This is a genomic window from Roseivirga misakiensis, assembly GCF_001747105.1.
Classification (GTDB): Bacteria; Bacteroidota; Bacteroidia; order Cytophagales; family Cyclobacteriaceae; genus Roseivirga; species Roseivirga misakiensis.
This window is the reverse complement of record NZ_MDGQ01000004.1, coordinates 127,165-149,218: the sequence shown is the minus strand read 5'-3', so window position 1 is coordinate 149,218 and position 22,054 is coordinate 127,165. Positions and strand designations below refer to the sequence as shown.

General features: G+C 39.8%; 18 protein-coding genes and 1 tRNA gene. 6 read left to right on the top strand and 13 right to left on the bottom strand.

From position 1 onward, the window contains the following. Positions 1-173 precede the first annotated feature (173 nt). From BFP71_RS19135 to BFP71_RS06615, 3 genes are all read right to left on the bottom strand, one after another. Entirely contained in the window at positions 174-2,153 is a 1,980-nt protein-coding gene (locus BFP71_RS19135; protein ID WP_088124920.1) for an NHL domain-containing protein, read from the bottom strand. Positions 2,154-2,273: 120 nt separating this feature from the next. Then, a complete protein-coding gene (locus tag BFP71_RS06620) occupies positions 2,274-2,927 on the bottom strand; it encodes a response regulator (RefSeq protein WP_069834705.1) in 654 nt (217 codons plus the stop codon). 42 nt (positions 2,928-2,969) lie between these two features. After that, on the bottom strand, positions 2,970-5,891 hold the full coding sequence (locus tag BFP71_RS06615) for a sensor histidine kinase (protein WP_069834704.1): 2,922 nt from the start codon (positions 5,889-5,891) through the stop codon (positions 2,970-2,972). A gap of 491 nt (positions 5,892-6,382) precedes the next feature. Here BFP71_RS06615 and BFP71_RS06610 point away from each other — a divergent pair, with 491 nt between their 5' ends. Then, positions 6,383-6,709, top strand: a complete 327-nt coding sequence (locus tag BFP71_RS06610; protein WP_069834703.1) for a hypothetical protein — start codon at positions 6,383-6,385, stop codon at positions 6,707-6,709. A gap of 266 nt (positions 6,710-6,975) precedes the next feature. Beyond that, entirely contained in the window at positions 6,976-7,854 is an 879-nt protein-coding gene (locus tag BFP71_RS06605) for a UDP-2,3-diacylglucosamine diphosphatase (RefSeq protein WP_069834702.1), read from the top strand. Between the two features lie 66 nt (positions 7,855-7,920). Here BFP71_RS06605 and BFP71_RS06600 read toward each other — a convergent pair whose 3' ends face one another. From BFP71_RS06600 to BFP71_RS06575, 6 genes are all read right to left on the bottom strand, one after another. Further along, complete coding sequence (locus BFP71_RS06600) at positions 7,921-8,907, bottom strand: aldo/keto reductase (RefSeq protein WP_069834701.1); 987 nt, start codon at positions 8,905-8,907, stop codon at positions 7,921-7,923. Positions 8,908-9,377: 470 nt separating this feature from the next. Then, entirely contained in the window at positions 9,378-10,013 is a 636-nt protein-coding gene (locus BFP71_RS06595; protein ID WP_069834700.1) for a hypothetical protein, read from the bottom strand. 117 nt (positions 10,014-10,130) lie between these two features. Then, positions 10,131-10,433 (bottom strand): hypothetical protein, encoded by a 303-nt coding sequence (locus BFP71_RS06590; protein WP_069834699.1) that lies wholly within the window; start codon positions 10,431-10,433, stop codon positions 10,131-10,133. A gap of 85 nt (positions 10,434-10,518) precedes the next feature. Then, complete coding sequence (locus BFP71_RS06585; protein ID WP_069834698.1) at positions 10,519-11,136, bottom strand: hypothetical protein; 618 nt, start codon at positions 11,134-11,136, stop codon at positions 10,519-10,521. A 764-nt stretch (positions 11,137-11,900) separates the two neighbouring features. Beyond that, positions 11,901-11,974 (bottom strand) — tRNA-Asn (locus tag BFP71_RS06580). Between the two features lie 200 nt (positions 11,975-12,174). After that, on the bottom strand, positions 12,175-13,428 hold the full coding sequence (locus BFP71_RS06575; RefSeq protein ID WP_069834697.1) for an NRAMP family divalent metal transporter: 1,254 nt from the start codon (positions 13,426-13,428) through the stop codon (positions 12,175-12,177). A 204-nt stretch (positions 13,429-13,632) separates the two neighbouring features. Between BFP71_RS06575 and BFP71_RS06570 the strand changes: the two genes are divergently transcribed. From BFP71_RS06570 to amaB, 3 genes are all read left to right on the top strand, one after another. Next, on the top strand, positions 13,633-14,058 hold the full coding sequence (locus BFP71_RS06570; protein WP_069834696.1) for an Hsp20/alpha crystallin family protein: 426 nt from the start codon (positions 13,633-13,635) through the stop codon (positions 14,056-14,058). A 147-nt stretch (positions 14,059-14,205) separates the two neighbouring features. Then, positions 14,206-15,654 (top strand): trypsin-like peptidase domain-containing protein, encoded by a 1,449-nt coding sequence (locus BFP71_RS06565; RefSeq protein ID WP_245701824.1) that lies wholly within the window; start codon positions 14,206-14,208, stop codon positions 15,652-15,654. Positions 15,655-15,797: 143 nt separating this feature from the next. Further along, positions 15,798-17,348: an L-piperidine-6-carboxylate dehydrogenase gene (gene amaB / locus BFP71_RS06560; RefSeq protein ID WP_069834695.1), complete on the top strand. Its 1,551-nt coding sequence runs from the start codon at positions 15,798-15,800 to the stop codon at positions 17,346-17,348. Positions 17,349-17,382: 34 nt separating this feature from the next. Here amaB and BFP71_RS06555 read toward each other — a convergent pair whose 3' ends face one another. The 3 genes from BFP71_RS06555 to BFP71_RS06545 all read right to left on the bottom strand — a co-directional run bounded on the left by BFP71_RS06555 (position 17,383) and on the right by BFP71_RS06545 (position 19,142). Continuing rightward, positions 17,383-18,084, bottom strand: coding sequence for an NRDE family protein (locus tag BFP71_RS06555; RefSeq protein WP_069834694.1), 702 nt, complete (start codon positions 18,082-18,084; stop codon positions 17,383-17,385). Further along, positions 18,072-18,587 carry a hypothetical protein gene (locus tag BFP71_RS06550; protein ID WP_069834693.1) on the bottom strand — a complete coding sequence of 172 codons (516 nt, stop codon included), beginning with the start codon at positions 18,585-18,587 and terminating at the stop codon, positions 18,072-18,074. The genes BFP71_RS06555 and BFP71_RS06550 overlap by 13 nt, the downstream gene beginning before the upstream one ends. A gap of 78 nt (positions 18,588-18,665) precedes the next feature. Continuing rightward, positions 18,666-19,142, bottom strand: a complete 477-nt coding sequence (locus BFP71_RS06545) for a YHS domain-containing (seleno)protein (protein WP_069834890.1) — start codon at positions 19,140-19,142, stop codon at positions 18,666-18,668. A 134-nt stretch (positions 19,143-19,276) separates the two neighbouring features. Here BFP71_RS06545 and BFP71_RS06540 point away from each other — a divergent pair, with 134 nt between their 5' ends. Continuing rightward, complete coding sequence (locus tag BFP71_RS06540) at positions 19,277-21,151, top strand: sigma-54 interaction domain-containing protein (RefSeq protein WP_069834692.1); 1,875 nt, start codon at positions 19,277-19,279, stop codon at positions 21,149-21,151. Here BFP71_RS06540 and BFP71_RS06535 read toward each other — a convergent pair. Further along, positions 21,148-21,966 (bottom strand): hypothetical protein, encoded by an 819-nt coding sequence (locus BFP71_RS06535; protein ID WP_069834691.1) that lies wholly within the window; start codon positions 21,964-21,966, stop codon positions 21,148-21,150. The genes BFP71_RS06540 and BFP71_RS06535 overlap by 4 nt on opposite strands. Positions 21,967-22,054 lie beyond the last annotated feature (88 nt).

The following is a 22,054-nucleotide window of genomic DNA, read 5'->3' as shown; positions in this document are numbered from 1 at the left end:
GTAACGAATCTATGTGTCAGTTTTACAAAATATATTAAAGGTCAAAGAAGTCTTCTCCCTAAGCTTCGGGAAGAGGTCTTTTCTATACTTTATAGAAAATGTTTTAATGAAAAAGGGAGCTTGACAATTGTAAAGCTCCCTTTTTATATCACAACCAGCGATATCGAAGTAACCTAATCGTTAAAAACGATTTTCCTGATTTTATGATTCCTAGGGTCCGCCACGTAAATCACGCCGTTGGCATCAACCGCTATACCTGAAGCTAGGTCAAATTGGGCCACATCACCAGTGCCATCTTTGTCTCCAACACCTACTCCACGAGCACCTGCAATGGTAATTACATTACCATCAGGGTCGATCTTTCTAATCGCTACATTATTGGTGTCTGTGACGTACAGATTTCCATCTGAATCGATAGCAATTCCTGTTGGTGTATTGAAGGCAGCACTTGTTCCTTGGCCATCGGCGAAATTTTCGCTCGTGCCAGCAAAAGTGGTCACATTGCCAGATGGATCAATTTTTCGAATTCTGTCGTTGCTACTATCCACAACGAATACATTCCCATTGGCATCCACTGCTACTCCGGTTGGGTTTCTGAACCTTGCAGACGTACCCATGCCATCAGAATTACCTTGGCTGCTGCCGGCTAGCGTGGTGACATTGCCTGAATTATCGATTTTTCGAATTCTATGATTCCCTTGATCTGCCACAAAGATGTTACCAGCAGCATCGATGGTGATGCCTTTGTTATTTCGAAAGCGCGCCTGAGCCAATGTGCCATCTCTAAAAACGGTGGGATCGTCTCTGGTACTAATTTTACCAGTAAGTGTAGTCACATTCAAACTATTATCAATCACTCGTATAGTTTCCGTATCAGAGACATAAACATTGCCGTCTTTGTAGTCCAGTCGATCTGGGAAAGTGAAAGTTGCTTGGGCTGCTGCACCATCATTGTTTCCTTCTGCACCGGTACCAGCTATAGTTGTGACATTGCCGTTCGGGTCGATCTTCCTAATCCTTTTGTTTCCTGAATCTGCCACATAAACGTTGCCATTTGCATCAACCGCTACTCCATTCGGGTTATCAAATTGAGCGGCTGAACCTTGACCGTCTTGAAAACCCTGAGTTCCTCCAGCCAAGGTACTCACAGTATACTGCGCTGCAGGATCAGATTCATCAACATCAGTCACATTAATGGTAATGGTAGCCGAATTGCTCAAACCACCATCCGTGGCTTCTACGGTAATGCTATGACTCGTTGCTGTTTCAAAATCTAGTGTTTGATTGATTGCTAGGCGAAGCTCACCACCATCAATAATTCTAAATAGCCCGTTGTCATTGGCCGTTATATTAAATGAAATATTATCACCTTCCGCGTCCGAGGCTACAATCGAACCAATTGTGGTGATTGACGTGATATCCTCTGCTACAGTAAATGATTGGTCTGCAATGGTCGGCGCAGTATTTTCGGCTACATCTGTTACAGAAATGGTTATTGTGGCGGATGCGGTTAAGCTGCCATCGGAAACCGTGACAGTGATATCGTGTGACGTCTTAGATTCAAAATCTAGGTTGGCTCCTGCGGCAAGGCTAATTTCACCTGCAGTGGTAATTTCAAAGAGGTCATCGTCATTAGAAGTTATACTAAACGTTAGTGCATCACCTTCAGCATCAGTAGCAGTGACTGTTCCTATAGGTGTAGTATCACTTATGTCTTCGGCCACAGTGAATGATTGAGCCGTAATCGTAGGCATAGTATTCTCATCTACGTCGATCACATTAATTGTAATAGTTGCCGTCGAGGTGAGCTGTCCATCACTTACACTCACTACGATACTATGAGTTGTAGCCGTTTCAAAATCTAAGTTTTGACCAGTATTAAGCAGTAATTGCCCACCAGTGGTGGACGCATCACCTGCAGTGATGGTAAATAGGTTGTTATCGTTAGTGCTAATGCTAAAACTAAGATCATCACCTTGAGGATCGCTGGCCACAACAGTACCAATAACGTCTCCTACAGCAGTGGCCTCCGATGCATTAAAAGTTTGCGCATTGATAGATGGCGCCGTATTCGGTTCTTCATCATCACCACAAGCGACAATGGCTAAGCAAAAAAATAAAAATAGGCAATACTTCTTAGTGATTCGGTTCATCCTAGCAGGGTTTGTTTTGATACAGTTTTTGTGTTTTCAGATGACCCAAATATGAGGAGTTGTATAGCATAAGCACCATACCGTGTTCGGGGTATTTTTAAGGAAATGATTGAATTTCGCTTAAATAAGGCCTTCTTTGATCGCTTTTGCAGTCAGTGTACTACGATTGTGTACTTGCAGCTTTCGGTAAATATTTTTGGTGTGAGTGTCCACGGTGTGCCTACTGATAAATAGTACTTCACCGATTTGGTCGATCGTTTGCCCTTTAACCAAATGCTCAAGAATTGTAACCTCTCTTTTGGTCAGTAGCGCCTCCTTATTTTTAGAAAAGGTCTGCCCGTTGGCCAACATCTGCATCATTTTTTTGGCAATGCCTGGCGATATAGGAGCGCCACCGGCTAATACATCTTGAATGCCCGATAGAATTTGATCGCCTGGGGTTCTTTTCATTAAGTAACCGTCGGCTCCCGATTTTATAGCCTCAAATACACGCTCATCATCATCAAAAATCGTCAACATAACGATGGCCACAGATGGATACCGAGCTTTGTAATGCGCGATGGCTTCTATGCCTGACATACCTGGTAAACCGATATCTTCGAGAATAACATCTGGACTTTCAGGTAGGTTGAAACTTTCGAATGCTTCTTCAATAGAGCCCGCCACTAACGTCAAATTCAAAGACGGTTCATCATTGATTAAATCGATTAGTGATTCTCTGAAAACGAGGTCATCTTCTACTATCCAGACGTTTTTTCTTTCATTTTCAAGCATGGCCCAATAAACAGGTTATTCGATGGATGTGCTATACCGCAATTACGGTAATTTCATTTTAAGCCCAATTTCAGTGCCTTTACCTAAAGTAGATTTGATCGAAAATTCAGCCTTTAGAAGCTCGGCCCTATTTGAAAGACTTCCGAGTCCATGCCCCGGATCAATTAGAGAAGTGTCAAAGCCCACACCATTATCTGACAGCCTCAAGTGCAATTCATTTTCCCTTGATTCAACCGTTAATGACACCTGTTTTGCTTTGGCGTGTTTTGCAATATTGTTAAACCCTTCCTTCATGAATAAAAACAAGTGCCTCTTTTGATCTGCACTTAAAGGTTTCAACCTATCATTATCGCTAAGCCGATCGTCTACTTCCAATATCGGCTGATTTAAAAGTTCAGATCCCACCGCTCGCGTTTTGATAAGTAGATCCCCAAGACTTTCTTTATTGGGGTCAATCAACCAGACAATTGCATCAAGTGAAGAGGCAAGATTTCTGGCGTTTTTAGTAATTCTTTCCACTAATTCAGGTTTTGCACCACCATTCTGAAGCTGTCTTTGCAGCAAGTCTCCAGTTAAGGCAATGCCACTCAAACCACTTCCGACTTCATCGTGCAAATCTCCTGCAATCCTAAGTCGCATTCGCTCAACTTCAAGCAGCTTTTTTACACGATATCGGTAAAGGGCCCATAGCATAGTGATAATTGTGAGTAAGACAAGCGTCCTAAACCACCAAGTTTGCCAAAAAGGGGGTAAAATTTCAATGGAAAACTGCGCCGGAATAGGGTTCCACAAGCCATCGTTGTTGGCTCCCAAAACATTAAATTCATAAGATCCCGGCGGAAGCCTCACATATCGAGCTAGCCTTGAGTTTTCCTGTTTAACCCAATCTGGGTCATACCCCACTAATTGATGTTTGTATTGGTTTTGATCAGGATTAGTGAAGTTTATGGCTACAAATTCTAATTGAATCGTATTTCCATTCCATGGTAAAACCACACTTTCTAGATCGTTAATGGGTAGATTATAAGTGGAATCTTTCGTCGTGACCGCCAAATTTTTGATATACACTTTAGGGATGACTGTATTTTGCTGAATGCGATTTGGGTCGAAAACTGTGATGCCATTCACCCCCCCAAAGTACAAAATGCCATCAGTCGATTTTTTCACCGACTTCCTGTTGAATTCGATATTCTCTAAGCCGTCATTCTTCTTGTAGTTGTAAACAGTTTCGCTACGCCGATCGTAACTGATGAGGCCTCTTTCTGTTCCCATCCAAAAGACATCGTTTTCGTCTTTTTCAATGCTAAAAATTATCCGATTGTTGAGAGAAGAATGTTCATTGAAACTGTTAAACGCTCCACTAATCGTATGGTAGCTGAATAGCCCACGATTTGTCGCTAACCAGAGTGTTTTGTCGTCTTTAAAGAGTTGCCAAGTAGGAGTGGAAGCAATACTTGTAGCGTCTGGAACTACGTCCGAAAGTCGGCTGATCGCCTCAGTTTTTACATTATAGATTATCGTACCGACCCCTTCGGTAGCAATGAATAATTGACTACCTATTTGTGTAAGGTCTTGAATGATTGATTCTTTAGTGTAGTCAAATAGCGGTAGGGTCTTTAAGATTTTTCCGTCTTTTTTTCGAACCTGATGCACCCCTTCTTGTGCACTTACCCAATTGAAATCGCGATCGGTTAGATAAATAGAAAAGGATGGGTTAATAGGTTTATTTGAGACGTGCAGTTTCGAGTCTTTCCAAAGGCCATTTTCTGGGTTATAAAGGAGCAAACCTGCGTCGGTGGCTAGCCAAAGGGGATAATTCGATTCTGGAACAGATTTTATTGACCAAATAAAGTCAAAGCCTACCGGCGGATTGCCTTTGAAACTAAGTTTTCGGCTATTACCTGTGCGGAGGTCATATTCATAGAGCCCGTTCCCAAGGGCATTTGTATAAATCTTCCCATCGATTTCCTCCAAACCCATGATTACATCTCCAGCACCCCGAACAATGTCTAAATGATTAAAGGGTTTTTGGAAAGCATCGAAGTGGAACAGCCCACCTAGGGTTCCTACCCAAATTCCCCCATTTTTATCCATGTCAATGCTGCGAATGGCAGAAGTAAGCGTTGTCGCATTTCCCAATTTTATCTCGGTGAGTTGGTCTTCTCTCTTTTTATAGATAAAAAGCCCTATTTCAGTCCCAATCCATAGCGTATTAGAATCTGTTTCAAGAAGTTCGCGCGCAAAAGCTGCATTAGGAAGCTTTGGTAAAACCGATGTTTTAACGTTTAGTTTATCTTGAAAATTGATTTCATTCACCCATAGCGTCTCAGAGTAAACTCCCCAATAGAGCGGTTGTTTTTTGGTAATATGGAAAGCGGCTTTTTGAATAAAACCTTTACCGTCTGCCTCTATCAGATCGATTGTGCCAGTTTTGGAAGATGACCAAACGCGGTCCATGTTGTCCACTGCCATCGTGGAGGCGGGGTAGTTAGGGTCTGTAAATCCGAACTCAAGCGTATTTGTATCAAACCAACCAATTGTCCTCAGGGAATTTATCCAAATTTTACCCTTTCCATCGATTGTCATGTGTTGTATGTCCAATCGGCCATTAGGGATGTTTTTATCGTTTTTGAACCGCCTAAAACTTTCCGTTTTCGGGTTATAAAGGTTAAGTCCGTCAAAGGTCCCAACCCAAAGATTTCCAGTGGAATCTTCTAAAACGGTCCTGACAATGTTGCTCGATATTGTGGTACTGTCCTCGCTATTGTAATAGAATGTTTTGAAGTCATAGCCATCGTATCGGTTCAGGCCATTGTCAGTGGCAATCCATAAGTACCCACTTTTATCCTGATAAGTCTCGTACACGATATTATTAGACAATCCATTCTGCGTATTAATGACCTGAGGTGTTGGAAGGTCTTGCTGAACTAGCTGAAACAAGCCTAGAAGCAGAGAGAGGAGCATGGGGTATTCGTAGTGTTTTGTCGGATGGACAAATTACTAAAAACGAATACACATTTTATCAAGCCAGCCCCTTTTACTCAAAACCTATTTGCCTATAGGTTTCTAAAAAAAACACTAAGCCTGGATAGAAAGAGGGACAGTTTTGGAGGTAATTAGTCCATTATCTTGTGGCAGATCAAAGGCTTTCTTTTGATAGAAAATTAGTTCGGTACAGCGAAGCAACTGATCCGACCACTGAAGCAAAACCAAAATCCTATCAATTCAAATAAAGCTCTCTTGAATATAAGTAATCATGTTTCAACTAAAATGTAACAAGAAACTGTTAACATGAACTTCACACAAGATTGTAAGTATTTGAACTTGGCATTGATATATTTAAGTGTCGGTAAATTGCTTCATGCACTTACTTCAGTCAAGATAGTTGGTCTGAATACGTCAGTCCTTTTTTACTTTTAATTTAGACTAATTGCTTAAATTTTAACAAAAATCTTATGGTAGGCTCCAAACTCAGAGTAATCCAGGACTATGAAAAATTGAGTGCTGAATTGCAGGAACAAATTAAACTTGTGTACCCTGAAGGCTATGTAGATCATCTGATAACATTTACCAATGCTAAAGGGGAAATCGTAAGTGCTCTACGGTTTGAAACATTGGAAAAGATCTATTTAGTGAGAATGACTAAAGCTAAAGCAGAGCGACTTGTAGATGAAGACAGCGATTTCGATGAAGATGGGAATCTACGCTCCAATGTTCGCGAACAATACGAAGAAGATCATTCAGATGTAGACTACTTATCTGAAAATGATAATTACGAATAAACTAAACAAATATTGAATTAGGCCATTCTAAGCCTATTTTACTATACTCACGAGTGTCTCCAGAGGTGTTTGTCAACCCTGTCCTGTAGGTTGTCTTTCTATCTATCCACCTTCCTTGATCAATTTGGTTCCTATGGTGAAGACTAGGCAACTATTGAATACAATGATGACGTAACAGTTAAAACATTATCAGTTAATACTAATGTACTAGCTTAAGTCAGCGTATTGTATCACTACTCACAAATGCTTAAGTCGATAGTTCGAGTATGACTGAATTTAAATCAAAAGCAAAAAGGAAAATTGACCTTTTGATTTTGTCTGATATCCATTTAGGGACATTTGGCTGTCAAGCCAAGGAGCTGAATAAATATTTAAAGAGTATTGAGCCAAAAGAGGTAATACTGAATGGAGATATTATTGATATCTGGCAATTCAGTAAAAGATATTGGCCAAAGAGCCACATGAAAGTTGTTAGTCAATTCTTTAAATGGCTATCGAAGGGAGTTAGAATCACTTATATCACAGGGAATCATGACGAAATGCTTCGGAAATTTGAAGGCTTTAAGGTAGGTAACTTCGAGATTCAGAATAAAAAAGTTATCACCATCAAAGGTAAAAAAGCATGGATTTTTCGCGGGGATATTTTCGATTTCGCCATGCAACATTCTCGATGGCTGACTAAGGTTGGTGCGATTGGTTACGATTTTCTGATCGTCTTGAATAGGGTAGTAAATATTTTTGCACAATTTCTTGGGAAGGATCGTTTCTCACTTTCCAAAAGAGTGAAGAATAGCGTGAAAAGTGCTGTTAAATTCATTAACCAATTTGAAGAAACATCTACTAATATCGCTGCCGATAATGGTTATGACTATGTCATTTGCGGACATATCCATCATCCTGAAATCAAAACCTATAACACACCGAAAGGGTCCGTCGTTTATCTTAACTCAGGTGACTGGGTTGAAAATCTAACGTCCCTTGAATACCACAAGGGGAAGTGGTCCATCTTCCATTACCATGATCATGATTTTGAGTATTTTGATGAACCCAAAACGGTGGATAAAAATGATTTGGAATACATGTCTGCTGAGTCGCCTAAAGAGCTATACACCAATATGCTCAAGGAGATGATGACCAAGCAATGATGAAATTACTCCTAGACAGATATTGAGATTTCGTCTTCTCATTAAAAGCATTCGCTAAGAATTATCTTACCAAAGATGGTGAACTTCGGGTTTGATCAAGCGGCCGTAAATATCATTGATCTTATCAAGCTGATCTTGAGTAAGGTCAGGCAATTTGAATGTAGAAAGATTTGAAGTGATATGGGCTTCATTTGAGGCACCAGGTATGATGCAGCTTACTTCTGGGTGAGCCAGAATCCATTGAAGTGCTCTTGGCGCTAGGTTTTCTTCGCTAGGAAAAAGTTGCTTAAGCTCGTCGACAGCCTGTAAGCCAAGGTTGTAATCAATTCCCGAAAAGGTTTCACCCTTATCGAAAGCTTCACCCTTACGGTTAAAGTTGCGGTGATCATTGGCGTCGAAATGGGTTTGATTTGAAAATTTACCCGTAAGAAGTCCGCTTGCAAGTGGTACTCTTACAATGATACCCACATTCTTTTTTTGTGCTTCTTGAAAGAATAAATCTGAAGGTCTTTGGCGGAGTACATTAAAGATGATCTGAACAGTAGATACATTCTCAAACTCTATAGCTTTCAATGCTTCTTCTACCTTCTCTACACTAACTCCGAGATGTGCAATCTTACCTTGCTCTTTCAGTCTTTCAAAAGTTTCGAAGATTTCGGGCCGATAATACACGTCAGTAGGAGGGCAGTGCAGTTGGATAAGGTCCAGTCTTTCCAAACCTGTACGATTCAGGCTTTCTTCTACGTATTTGGTGAGTGCAGCGGGAGTGTAGTTTTCGCTCACATGCGGATTAATTTGCCGACCACATTTAGTAGCGACAAAAATTTGTTCGCTTCGTTGTTTAACTACGCGGCCAACTGCTTTTTCGCTGAGACCTGCTTCATATACATCTGCGGTATCTATGAAATTTACCCCTGCATCAATGGCCGAATTCAATAAGCGATCAGCAAGGTTATTATCGAAGCCAGACCCCCATTTGCCGCCGACCTGCCATGTACCTATTGATATTTCAGAGATATTAAAGTTTGTTTTACCGAGAGTTCTGTAATTCATGATTTAGCGCGTTTTAAGACTACTAATTTGATACCAAAGAAGCCTTTATTTGTTAGGATTCCTGATAGACGGTAGAGGATTTTTATAATTGTTTGTAAGCTAATGTATAGCTCCTTACTTTTTGCAGGGTCTTTTGATTTTCAGTAAGGCCTGATTTGTAAAACATCTAATCATTCTCCCAAATGAATGTCTTATTCCTTGTAAGTCGGGCCTTTCTCTAAAACTAGTTGTATTCTATGACACAACGTGATAATTGGATTTACTGATTAAGCTTTTAAAGAATGATTTGGTAAAGCGAGTGACATTTTTTGTAATAGTTCAAGTCTCTTAAGCGGCACCATTAAAATCAACGATTTAGCACAACTTTTACCATGACTAGTATGCTCTGGCTGGCGGATCTTACCATGTCTTCACTTAAATTTGAATCAACATTTCATTATGTAGCCTAATGCGATAATTCCAATTACCTGTCAACTTTGTGTTCGAAAATTTTCAATGTAATCTCGGATTAATTTGGCTTCCATCTTTCTTGAATTCTTATCAGATTTTAATTCACTTATATTGTAACTATTAGTGATCTTATACCCATCGCACACCACTGGCTCTTCGTTAATGTTAAATTTAAACGTAAAGGAGTTTCTACAATCTCCTCGTGAGCTGAAAATTATAACTCCGTTTTTAAGTTCATAACGGCTATCACCTATGAACTTCCAATCATCCAAGATGATGTCTTCAACCTTATTCCCATCTAAATTATATCTACTAGAGTAGCACAAAACATAAGGATATTTGTCAATGAATTTTATTTCATTCATGCATACATATACTACTTCTCCGTTCTGATCCTTTATACAATCTACCCAGAATCCGTATATGTCATGAACTCCAAGTAGAATGCGCCTGAACCAAGTATCTTCCCCAAGAAGTGATTTTACTATAAATTTTGTGCTCAGTCCGAAGCTTCCAAAAATCGCTAGCTGAATTAGTGTTTGCCAATAAGTTCCAATACTAGGGTTGTTTATGAAACTACTCGTGTAAGCAGCAATTATCACAGAAATAATGAATATCGTCCTTTTGACATTTTTAGGGTCTAAATCTAAAATCATGATGCAAAGTTTTAAGGTTCTAATACTATTACATCTTATTTATGTCAAGTGAGATACAAATAACAAAAAATGCCCTATTAAGGGCATCTTTTAATAAAGTGAATGTAATGGAGGGTATTAAAGTGTGTTTTTTAAACTTTTAATCTGTTTGAGAAATTTGTCTTCGTCAAAATTGTCAAGTATTTCTGGATTCTCTTTGAGAATCTTTTCATGGTTAGCTTCGGCATGTTTAGCAAAGAACTCAGCATTGACTTTCATATCGATGCTGTCATACGCTTTATCTAAGTTTCGGATGTCCGTCATCAGCTCTTCCAGATGATTATCCAATTTTTCACCTTCATGGTTTCCTTTTAGTATTTCCTTCTCGTTCTCAACGAGTTCGTCATTTTGACTCATAGTAGGATTATTTTTATGTGACATAATTTTTACAGTTTAATTTCCAATACGTCAAGTACTACTTGACTTCTATAATTAAGGGCCCAAATGGACCCTCTTTCTTAGTTTACTATATTCCTTTTTCTTGAAGGAGAGTTAGTACGTATTTCTCCGCTTTACTTCTAACTAATGGCAAAAGCTTATAAAAGTAGCTTCTGCTTATTGGGCCAAGGTTGTTCTTATACTTTAGGTTATATAAGTCGTACTTTTCCTCTCTATTCTCGGCCGAAGACCTTAATTCTATCCTGGTGATAGCTCTTTCTCTTGAATCAGGAAAGCAAGCTAGCATTTCTTCGAACAACTCCTCTGCAGAAACAATACAGTGTACGGACCCAGTAAAACGAGAGAGTTGATCCATTTTGATTGCATAGGTGTCAATAAAAAGATCACCATAAATACCTGACATAATTGTTTCGAAGGAAACTCTTGTATATCGACTTCTCCTTCTCAACTCATCACATGCAGTGTAAAAGGCCATTTTCACTATCGTATTAATGAGGTGATTCTTGTCTCTATCAGAATACTTTGACTCATTGATTGTGTATTTGATCCAAGTATCCTGTAAAATATCCTGTGTTAACATATGAGCTTCATCAGCGTATGCAGTTTTGGCTTCTACAATTTTGTAAACGTTTGTATACATCATTCTTGTACACTTCTTAATTTCTTCATCAGTTAGCAATTCCATAATTCACCAGTTAAGTTAGACACCGCAGTTTCCCAGAAAGACTACATATCTATTACGTAAATAGATGAGAGGTTGAGATAAAAAATCAGAAAAAAAACAAAGATTTTTAGTAGTTTTATTTATAAATAACTGATATTGAACGAGTTAATATTTTTAAGGTAAAGCATTTTTTGATTTGCAATTATCTTTTGATCTAAATTTATAGGCGCGAGGTAATTTGTTCATCATACTATACCGTGTCCATATTTCTGGTCAGCTCTTTTTTTATATGACTTCTACTCGAGTAGGTAGACTTAAAAGAGTCATAGAAAGAGTCAATGACGCTATCCGCTAATAATGCATGTGAGTCATAGCCTTTCTTTTTAATGCTACTGTTTTGGTCTCGCCCAACAATCAAAACATAACTAAAGGAGAAAATCCATGTCTAATGGCAATTCAAAAGTCCTTGGTCAACAAAATAACCTATTCAGATCAGAGCTTGGAGTACTTCTATAAGAAACCCGAAGTTGCAGAAATCACACTGTCCTATTTATCCTAACATTGATCTTATTGACTGCGAAGTAGTGACATGTTCTCGACATTCTGAAGAGCTTTTTCGAGGAAATTGGAATGACGCACAAGTTGGCTTTGTAGAGGAGTTCAAAGTCATGTTTTTAAACCGAGCCAAGCTGATATCCAGCTCAGTCAAATACTTTGTAATGTGGAAAAAGTGCGGATAGATTATAAAAAAAGCCAGTCACTTTCGTAACTGGCTGTCTTTTAAGCTCCTCCTCTTGGGCTCGAACCAAGGACCCTCTGATTAACAGTCAGATGCTCTAACCAACTGAGCTAAGGAGGAAAGTATTCCAACACTTATCTTCATTACCTTTTAGAATCTCATTGATTCAATTCTGAATAAACAAAAGCTCAGTTACTGAACCCTGTCTGCCGACAGGCAGGTAAGGAGGAATTTTATGTTTTTTAGCCGTCTTGCGTTCAAAACGGAGTGCAATATTAGTAGTTGTATTCAACTAATCCAATATCTTTTTTGACATTTTTTTACCCCATGAAAAAATAAACGATCACATAAACGATCGCGAAGGCCGAGAGGAATACAATGCCCGTTTTGGCTAGCCCTAATAGCCGTTGATTTGGTCTGAATTCCTCCGTAATTTGTTTTGAGGTGATTACTCGATAATTGATTAAAGCAATCACCGGGGCAATCAAGAAAGATATAATTGTGGCAAGGTCTACAAGGTCTTTCAGGTTAGCAGCAAGCAATAGAATAAATAGGAATGAAATTACACTCACCGTAACCATCATGCCATTATATGTTCGTTTTGAGTCGGCTTCTTTAAAGAACAATAAGCGTACAGTTTCGCCCATGGCCCTCCCAAATCCATCGACAACGGTAATAGTTGTACTAAACATGGCGCTAAATGCAGCAGTGGCAATAATCAAATAGGCCCAGTCACCCAGCGCACTCGTAAATAGTGTGACTACCTGATCGGAAAAGGTCGTGGAATTTCCTGAAAGCTCGACGTCTGTGCCGTACATTACATTAGCACCCAAAGTTAGAAAGCAGATGGCGAGCACGGCGGTGACGAGATAGCCAAAATTAAAATCAAATAGTATGGCTTTTAATTTTGGGGTGTAACCAATTTGTTTCATGCGTTCCACTGCCCAGAGGCTATTCCATGTGGAAAGATCTACGGCTGTAGGCATCCAGCCCATTAAAGCGATAATAAAGATGAGGCTACTTCTTTCTGTGATTTCTGGCGGGATAAAACCTTCTACTGGAGTTACTCTTCCTTTGGCTATTGATGCGAAAAAGGCAACAAGCGTTGATACCAATAATACAGCCCCAACAATTTTAAGCATGGCGTCTAACAAGCCATATTTTCCTATCGCCAAAACCACTGTACAGAAAAGTAAGATCAGCCCAGATACATAGGTGGGGTCGAGGGTGAGGCCAGTGAGGTTGTTAAACATTCCCGCCGTCACAAATGTTACTGCAGCGGTTACGGTAAACATCGAGAAAAGGCTTAATATAAAATAGATCCAAAGCACCCACTTACCTTCGGCAAGATAGCCTTCCAATAAGCTCTTTTTTGTAGCAGCAGTGTATCTAGAGCCAAATTCGAAGAATGGGTATTTGAAAAGTAAAGCGAGGATAATAAACGCTACTAGTCCATAACCGAAATCTGCTCCCGCTCGCGTCGATTGGACTAAGTGTGAAACACCAATACATGTACTGGCAAAAAGAATCCCTGGACCTAGAGCTTTTATTAAGTTTTTTCGATTCGACGACATTCGCTAATGATCGCCAGCTAAAATAGAGAATCATTCGATCATCTCATACGACAAATTTGCGCATGAATACTGTCAATATGACGCAAAAATTTCTGCATCTAATCAAAATCAAGACAAAAAGACAGTGTTTCTTTCATTTTTTGCGATGGTATGATTTTGAATAATAGAGGAGGAAAAAGAATTAAAAACTAAAAAAATAAAGACATGAACTTAGTACGTAGAAATTCAGACTGGACATCACCATTGACAATAGATCGGTTTTTCGATCGTTTCTTAAATGAGTCAACTGACCAAACGACGGCATCTTTTACACCTCGTGTAGATATAGCCGAGTCCGACAAGGCTTTTGAGATTCAATTGGCAGTACCGGGCTTAGATAAGAAAGATATTAACATCGATTTAAGGGATGGTCTTCTGACTATCAGTGGGGAAAGGAAATTCGTGAAAGAAGATAAAGAGAGAAATTTTTATGCTGTTCAAACACAGTATGGAACTTTTAAAAAGTCTTTTCAATTACCAGATAGCGTAGAAGAATCAAAAATTGAAGCATCTTATAACAATGGCATTCTAAATGTAGTTGTGCCGAAAGATGAAAGTAAAAGAATAGTTTCGAAGATAACCGTGAAGTAGGTTAGTGTTGTTGAGGTTGATTAAGGGGCTACCAGAGATGGTAGCCCTATTTTTTTGTTAAATCCCGTTAAATCAGACCATATTTTAAATATATTAGAACACCACAGCTTTATTGAGCGTTAGAATTCCAACGTTAACACTTCTGCTATGATAAGTAAAAAACAATTCTTCCTGGCTTTGCTGGCTTCTTCCTGTCTTGGCGGATTGGTCGTTCTTATTGGAATGAACGTTATGACTGATGGCCAAATGGGCATAAATAACAATGCTGGGCTAAGTTCTACCGTTACCACCTCTTTTAATAAAATTGACGAGTCTCCCAAAGACTACATAGTACCAGAAGGGATTAATTTTATCAAGGCATCTCGTGCTGCTGTTCCCGCAGTAGTTCACATTACAAATACATCAAAACCTTCTAGTGGTTCAAGATCATGGTCTAAGTTATTGGGAAGAAGAGGTCGTGTGAGACAATCTACTGGTTCAGGGGTAATTATTTCACCTGATGGATATATCGCTACAAATTATCACGTGGTAGAAGATGCTGATGAGTTGGAAGTAAGACTTGACGATAATAGAAGAATTGAGGCAGAGTTGATAGGAGTAGATGAAGATACTGATCTAGCACTCATTAAAATTAAGGCAGCAGGTGATCTAGACTTTGTAGAATTCGGTGATTCCGACCAAGTTGAAATTGGTGAGTGGGTGTTGGCCGTCGGAAACCCATTCGATTTAAATAATACAGTTACTGCTGGAATTGTCAGCGCTAAGGCCCGAAATATCAACCTGATCAGCGGGCAGAGAAATCAATATGGAATTGAATCTTTCATCCAAACGGATGCCGTTGTTAACCGTGGTAATAGTGGAGGTGCTTTGGTCAATCTAGATGGAGGACTGATTGGTATCAACACGGCCATTGCTACGAACACGGGTACTTTTAGCGGATATTCATTCGCCGTACCTTCCATTTTAGTCAAAAAAGTAATGGACGACCTTTTAGAGTTTGGCGAGGTGAAAAGAGGTTTGCTTGGTGTCCAAATTATGGATGCCGATGGTCGCGGAACGACGGAATTATCGGGTGTTTTGATCAGGGGTGTAAGTCCTGGAGGTGCTGCTGACAAAGCGGGGATTAAGGATAATGATGTGATCGTAGGGATTGATGAACGACCAATAAGAACAACGAGTGAGTTGCAAGAATTTGTGGCTAGAAAAAGACCTGGTGATGAGATTTTGGTTCAATTCAAAAGAGATGGACTTAAAAAAGAGGCAAACCTTACGCTCAAAGAAAAGATTGAATTGATCACAAGAGATCCTGAAGAAATTAAGTTTACTTATAAGGTAGAAGGAGCCACTTTTGCAGGCTTGTCTGACCGATTAAAATATGCGCTGAGAGTTGAAGGAGGTGTTCAACTGTTAGAACTTGGAGATGGCGCTTGGAAAAAAGCTGGTCTCAAAGAGAATTTTGTAATTACTAAAGTTGGCGATCGGGATATCACTGATTTAGAGCAGTTCCAGAGCCTATTAGATAGTAAAAAGAGAGATTTTTACGTCATGGGTAAATATCCCGAAGGGGAGAAGGAGTACTTTAAAATTGATTGGTAAGACTTGCCATAATTCCTAAGAAATTGAACCTCACCTTGTGAGGTTTTTTTATGGGTTCATCTCAAGGTATAAATCTGATTGCCGCTTTTGCACTCCATCTAAAATAGCCGTAACTATGAGGTGGAAATTAAAACGAATAGAAAATGGAAATTCAGCAAGACTTCGGCATGGCTGATGCACTTAACAAATTAGGTGTTAAATCAAGTAATCATGGGACTTCGACTGGCCTGGAAACATTAGGGTCTGGAACGGAGATTTCATCATATTCTCCTGTAGATGGTCACTTGATTGGATCAGTTACGGCTACTACTGCGGCAGAATATGAGCAAGTTGTGACAACGGCTCAAGGTGCATTTAAAATGTGGCGAGATATGCCAGCCCCCCACCGCGGAGAGATTGTTCGCCAGTTTGGAGAGAAGTTAAGAGCAAATAAGGATGCATTGGGTAAGCTAGTGTCATATGAAATGGGCAAGTCGTTTCAAGAAGGTCTTGGTGAGGTACAGGAGATGATTGATATCTGCGACTTTGCTGTTGGATTGTCCCGTCAATTGCACGGTTTGACGATAAAATCAGAACGTCCCGGACACCATATGCAGGAGCAGTGGCATCCACTCGGAATTGTAGGGATTATCTCTGCTTTCAATTTCCCAGTGGCCGTTTGGGCTTGGAATACAGCTATAGCATGGATTTGCGGTGATGTTTGTATTTGGAAACCTTCAGAAAAGACACCTTTATGTGGTGTGGCTTGTCAAAATATTATTGCTGAGGTATTGAAAGACAATAATCTACCAGAAGGAATATCATGCATGATTAATGGAGATTATACAGTAGGAGAAATGATGACCGCAGATGGTCGAGTGCCATTGGTTTCTGCCACGGGATCTATCAGAATGGGTAAGATTGTGGGTAAAGCTGTGGCCGAGCGTTTGGGTAAATCAATCCTAGAACTGGGTGGTAACAACGCGATTATTATTTCGCCTGAGGCAGACTTACGCATGACGGTTATTGGAAGTGTCTTTGGAGCAGTTGGGACTGCTGGCCAGCGATGTACTTCTACAAGAAGACTGATTATTCACGAATCTATTTATGATAAAGTAAAGCAAGCCTTAGTTGATGCTTATGGTCAATTGCGTATTGGAAATCCGTTGGATGAAAATAACCATGTAGGTCCGCTTATCGATAAGGATGCTGTGAATAGCTATCTTGCTGCTATTGGTAAGGTGAAAACAGAAGGTGGTAATGTTATCGTTGAAGGTGGCGTTTTAGAAGGTGAAGGATATGAGAGCGGCTGCTATGTAAAACCTTGTATAGTAGAAGCGAACAACGAGTTTGAGATTGTTCAGGCCGAAACCTTTGCCCCGATTTTATATTTGCTGAAATACGAAGGAGATGTGCAAAATGCGATAGACTTGCAAAACGGCGTGGCACAAGGCCTATCGTCGGCTATTATGACTAACAGTGTACAGGAAGCACATTATTTCCTTTCTGCTTCTGGTTCTGATTGTGGAATTGCCAACGTTAATATTGGTACTTCAGGTGCCGAAATTGGTGGAGCCTTTGGTGGCGAGAAAGAAACTGGGGGTGGTAGAGAGTCAGGTTCAGATGCTTGGAAAGCCTATATGAGAAGACAAACGAATACCCTGAATTATACTACCGAACTACCTTTAGCCCAAGGAATTAAGTTTGACTTATAAGAATAAAATCAAAAATGGAATTGGAGAGGGTGTCTTAGGACACCTTTTCTTTTATGAGGTCTTCATAAATAAGGTTGAAATCATTATCTGTCTTTTCTATTGAAGTAATACTAACGGTTTTCACTACTTCATCTCGATTCATTACAAAGTCGTTCCATGCGTCACCTTTGCCTCCAGACTTATGAAAAAGCATAATTTCGTCCTGTAGAAAATCTTTTCTTTCCTCTACCCAAAGCGAAAACCATGAGCTACGCTCGGCTCGGACTGGCTCGGGATAAAGCGTGCTAGATGACCAGATATGATTCTGATTTTGGTCCAACGACTTTGCATGTAATTGGTGGCCATCCCAAACCAGCTGATCTAGTTTGCATGCGTCCTGTTTAGATTCAACAATCACCAATGTGAAGGGTTCCATACCTTCAAATTCAAACTGGCTTTGAAATGACTCTAAATTGTTCGTTTCAAAAAACTGAAGCACCATTTGTCCTCTGCTAAGCCTGTAAGGAGGTTGGTGTTTGTGTTTTTCGAAACCGCCATTGAGTAGGCAGAGCGTAAACCTTTTCTTATCTGTGGCTATCCAAGTGCCTCCTGCTAATGGGTCTTTTGGAAAGTAGACAGTGGTATTGCCTATCGAGTAGCCCTGAGGTGCCAAAGCAGCTCGTTTTGGCGTTTCGTCTCGATTAGAAGTTAGTACATAACCAGTTTTACCCTTGGGTAAAAAAGTTACCGTGCACATGTTTTATCCTTCTCGTATTTGATGGTGGAATATGCGATGCCAAAACCGTCAGGAATTTCTACACTTGGGAATTCACTCTTAATGGCGATTTTAATGATGGCCATGTGGTGGATAGCATGCTCTATGTTGTATTGCAACTCTCTGTAGTAGGAAGTAACAATTCTGAAAGGATCATCTTTATCGGCATTATAATTTGCCTTAAGCGTCAGCGTGCTGTCACCAGAGATCTTTTCAATTTCAATTTTCAGAGAGTTCATCTTTTCGATCGCAAGAAGGCGATTTTCTTCGATGACCCTGTCGTGGCTTCTTTGATCGTAATTCACTTCACCTGAATTGATGCCTAGAATCATTAAATCGTAAAATTCAATGATGTGTCTAACATGCTTTCCAATGGTGTTGTCAGATAAAACTTTTAGAGGCTGTCTAAACGCTTGATCTTCTAACTGTTTGGTGACCTGAATTATCTGATCTAAAATTCGAGCCGAAACCTCCTTTAATTGCATCTAGTGTTGTTTTTTAACAGATAATAAGGCCAAATGTAAGTAATAATAATTTAAGATTTTGCGGTGGAGGTGTTCAAATCATTTGCCACCAATAATTTTACCCCATTCACGCTCTGCTTTTGGCAATAAATTAGACTCGTCCTTGTTCCAAGATTTTAGTGTATTGGTAAAACGAAAATTATAGAAAAGATAGAGTTTGTTATCGACGATTTTGAAAGTTTCAGGATCGATCCTCACTTTATCACCAGTGGCCATTGCATAAGCACAATACCCTCCATATTCGGGTTCATATTTACTTGGCGACTTAACGAATAACTGCTTGTTGGCTTCCGATGAGAAATAATAAGTAACGCCATTAATTTTGACAGAAATCTTCTCATCACCTTCCACGGCCTTGTTTTCTGTAAAGTATGCTACTGGGTCATAACCTTGAATGGCCAAACCTTTTTTCAGGTTATAGTGCTTTGTGTCGTAAGATTGATTTTGAGCCTTGGCAGAAAGTGCCACCATGAAAAAAGATAAGCTCAGTATTGAAAGTGTAAGCGAACGTCGCATGATTAAACTTTTGGTTTCAGGGTTCTTACGGGATAAAAATTTTTCGGATGCAAGAGAAGCGCGCCTCCCTGACATTTCATAAACAATTCTTTGACATCCAATTTCTCCTATAATATTACGATATTTCGTGAATTATGAAAGACTTGGAACCGTCTATAGACTACACCAAACTCTCTGAGTTTACAGTAGAACGAGCGCTTGCCTCTATTTTTTGGATGGATGAGTCGGGTAGACTTCAGTTTGCGAATGAAACAGCTCAGGTTTTGTATGGCTATTCTGCCAAAGAGTTCAAAGCCTTAAATATTACTGACATTAACCCAAACTTCGATAGTAAATCCTTTGCCGAGCTTTGGGAACGATCGAAAAAGGAAAAGAAAGTACGACTTGAATCAACACATTTACGGAAGGATGGTACCGAAATACCAGTCGAAATATTTGTGAACCATTTAGAATTTGAAGGCAAGGCCTACAATGTCAGTTTTATTTTAGATATCACGGAGAGAAAACGAAAAGAGAGACTACTAAGGTCTGTTTCTGAAACTACTTCCGATACCCTAGGAGGAGACTTTTTTGTAGCCTTGGTGGAAAACATTAGCCGATCGCTTGAGGTGCAAATGACCATTGTAACTGAATGCACAGACAGTTCTAAGGCACGGCTAAGAACGCTCGCTTATTATAAAGAGGGCAGGCTTCAGGAAAATATTGAATACGATACGGTCGGTACGCCATGCCAATTTGTAGTGGATAACTCTGATGCCTGGTTAATTGAAACGGATGTCAATAAAAAGTTTCAAAGGGAAGATGGCGTTGAAGGATATTTTGGGGTGCCGATACTCTCATCAGAAAATGATTGTATTGGTCATATCGGGATATTTCATGACGCGAAGTTGATGTTGTCTGATGAGGAAATAGAAATATTAAAGCTGTTTTCAGACCGTGCTGCGGTAGAAATTGAAAGAAAAATTGCCAATCAAAAATTGATTGAAGCCGCAAAAGAAGTCGAAAGTCTAAAAGATCGGCTGGAAGCGGAGAATACCTATTTACAAGAGGAAATAAAATTCGAGCACAACTTCCAAGAGATCATTACACAGAGTGCCAAGTTCAGGTCGGTACTTTCATCGTCAGAGCAGGTGGCGACTACTGATGCGACGGTACTTATTTTGGGAGAATCGGGTACTGGTAAAGAATTGCTCGCTCGTGCGATACATAATATCAGTAAACGAAGTGATCGGCCACTGGTAAAGGTGAATTGTGCGGTGCTACCTGCTAATCTGATTGAAAGTGAGTTATTCGGACATGAAAAAGGTGCTTTTACCGGGGCGATTGCCAAGAAAATAGGTCGGTTTGAATTGGCTGATGGTGGCACGCTCTTTTTAGATGAAATCGGTGAACTTCCCTTGGAGCTACAGTCAAAGTTATTGCGTGCGCTACAAGAGGGCGAATTTGATCGGCTTGGAAGTACTAACACAATCAAGGTAGATGTCCGCGTGATTGCGGCCACCAATCGTGATTTACAAAAAGAGGTTGAAGAGGGTAGTTTTCGGGCAGATCTTTTCTACAGGTTAAATGTCTTTCCGTTATATAGTATGCCTTTAAGAGAACGAAAGGAAGATATTCCATTACTTACAAGACATTTTGTAAATCGCTTTTCTGCAAAAATTGGTAAGAAGATAGTTTCTATCCCTAAGCGAGTGATTAATTCCTTGCAAGGTTATCACTGGCCAGGAAATATCAGAGAATTGGAAAATGTAATCGAACGCTCTGTGATATTAAGTAGTGGTCGGGCTTTAGAACTCGGCGATTGGATTCCGCGCACAGAATCACAGACAATTACCAGTGATTTTGATACGTTACACGAATTCGAGCGGAAATATATTATCAGTGTGCTCCAAAAGACGGCATGGCGGGTAAGTGGAGAAAAGGGTGCAGCCAAAATACTGGGTATGAAGCCTACAACCCTTGAATCTCGTATGAAGCGATTACAAATTAAGAGAGGTATCTCCGGCTAGAATTTTAGGACAATATCAATAGCTGGAAATCCACCTTGGAAAATAAGCAGGTCCACTGTTAGTTTCTTGGCAATGTACCGTACTCCTCCCGAGAGCAACGCGTCGTTTTCGCCCATTAAAACATAGTTTTCTGAAACGAATGCCAGCCGATTAGTTAGTCTTGTCATTCCGCCAATGGTGAGTATGCTTGTATTGTTAATTTCTCCATTGGCAAGTGCATAACCAGTTCCGAGTGTTACGTTGTGTTCTGTATTTCCGTAAGTCAAAAGTGCGTTTAATGACCCAAGGTTTAGGTCTCCCGCGAACTCGCCACCTGATGTTATATAGGTAAATGATGCCGCTGCGCGAAGATTTTTAGCGATGGGAAAGCCATATTTCAAGTTGGTTAATAAGATTGGTGCTCCATTAAATAAAGAAATGATCTCTGTACCTGCTAAGACGCTAAATCGATCTGTAATGCCGAAACTGACCAGGTTGACCAAGCCATAGATGTTTTGATAATAACCTTCACCCTTTTCTAAATTGTAAGCAGATTGGCCAATAAAATACCTAGTTGGATTAGGGTTTGGCAGCTTTCCATCTGCATTGAGGTAGATGATTTTTCTGATTTCAGCTCTTTGAAAAGTGAGTAGCCCAAGGCTGTTGCTTTCAATTACAATTTCTTGGTCATTTTCGCTGATGAGTTCACCAGTTATTTCTGATTTATCCATGAGTGTAATGATGACCGATTGATTTACTTTTTCTTCTTCGGTTTGGGAAAAACCGCTGTGTACGAAGAATACGATTAGGCAAAAAGTGAAGAATGTTGTTTTCATGTTAATTCCTGATATTTCGTGAAAAAAATAAGGTTCAGAGTTTTGTGATCAAAAAGTAGTCCAATTAATCTAATAAGCAATGGTTAGG

Excerpts from the sequence above, each read along its gene's own strand:
- BFP71_RS19135 (WP_088124920.1), bottom strand. The coding sequence starts at position 2,153 with ATGAACCGAATCACTAAGAAGTATTGCCTATTTTTATTTTTTTGCTTA.
- BFP71_RS06620 (WP_069834705.1), bottom strand. The coding sequence starts at position 2,927 with ATGCTTGAAAATGAAAGAAAAAACGTCTGGATAGTAGAAGATGACCTC.
- BFP71_RS06615 (WP_069834704.1), bottom strand. The coding sequence starts at position 5,891 with ATGCTCCTCTCTCTGCTTCTAGGCTTGTTTCAGCTAGTTCAGCAAGAC.
- BFP71_RS06610 (WP_069834703.1), top strand. The coding sequence starts at position 6,383 with ATGGTAGGCTCCAAACTCAGAGTAATCCAGGACTATGAAAAATTGAGT.
- BFP71_RS06605 (WP_069834702.1), top strand. The coding sequence starts at position 6,976 with ATGACTGAATTTAAATCAAAAGCAAAAAGGAAAATTGACCTTTTGATT.
- BFP71_RS06600 (WP_069834701.1), bottom strand. The coding sequence starts at position 8,907 with ATGAATTACAGAACTCTCGGTAAAACAAACTTTAATATCTCTGAAATA.
- BFP71_RS06595 (WP_069834700.1), bottom strand. The coding sequence starts at position 10,013 with ATGATTTTAGATTTAGACCCTAAAAATGTCAAAAGGACGATATTCATT.
- BFP71_RS06590 (WP_069834699.1), bottom strand. The coding sequence starts at position 10,433 with ATGTCACATAAAAATAATCCTACTATGAGTCAAAATGACGAACTCGTT.
- BFP71_RS06585 (WP_069834698.1), bottom strand. The coding sequence starts at position 11,136 with ATGGAATTGCTAACTGATGAAGAAATTAAGAAGTGTACAAGAATGATG.
- BFP71_RS06575 (WP_069834697.1), bottom strand. The coding sequence starts at position 13,428 with ATGTCGTCGAATCGAAAAAACTTAATAAAAGCTCTAGGTCCAGGGATT.
- BFP71_RS06570 (WP_069834696.1), top strand. The coding sequence starts at position 13,633 with ATGAACTTAGTACGTAGAAATTCAGACTGGACATCACCATTGACAATA.
- BFP71_RS06565 (WP_245701824.1), top strand. The coding sequence starts at position 14,206 with ATGATAAGTAAAAAACAATTCTTCCTGGCTTTGCTGGCTTCTTCCTGT.
- amaB (WP_069834695.1), top strand. The coding sequence starts at position 15,798 with ATGGAAATTCAGCAAGACTTCGGCATGGCTGATGCACTTAACAAATTA.
- BFP71_RS06555 (WP_069834694.1), bottom strand. The coding sequence starts at position 18,084 with ATGTGCACGGTAACTTTTTTACCCAAGGGTAAAACTGGTTATGTACTA.
- BFP71_RS06550 (WP_069834693.1), bottom strand. The coding sequence starts at position 18,587 with ATGCAATTAAAGGAGGTTTCGGCTCGAATTTTAGATCAGATAATTCAG.
- BFP71_RS06545 (WP_069834890.1), bottom strand. The coding sequence starts at position 19,142 with ATGCGACGTTCGCTTACACTTTCAATACTGAGCTTATCTTTTTTCATG.
- BFP71_RS06540 (WP_069834692.1), top strand. The coding sequence starts at position 19,277 with ATGAAAGACTTGGAACCGTCTATAGACTACACCAAACTCTCTGAGTTT.
- BFP71_RS06535 (WP_069834691.1), bottom strand. The coding sequence starts at position 21,966 with ATGAAAACAACATTCTTCACTTTTTGCCTAATCGTATTCTTCGTACAC.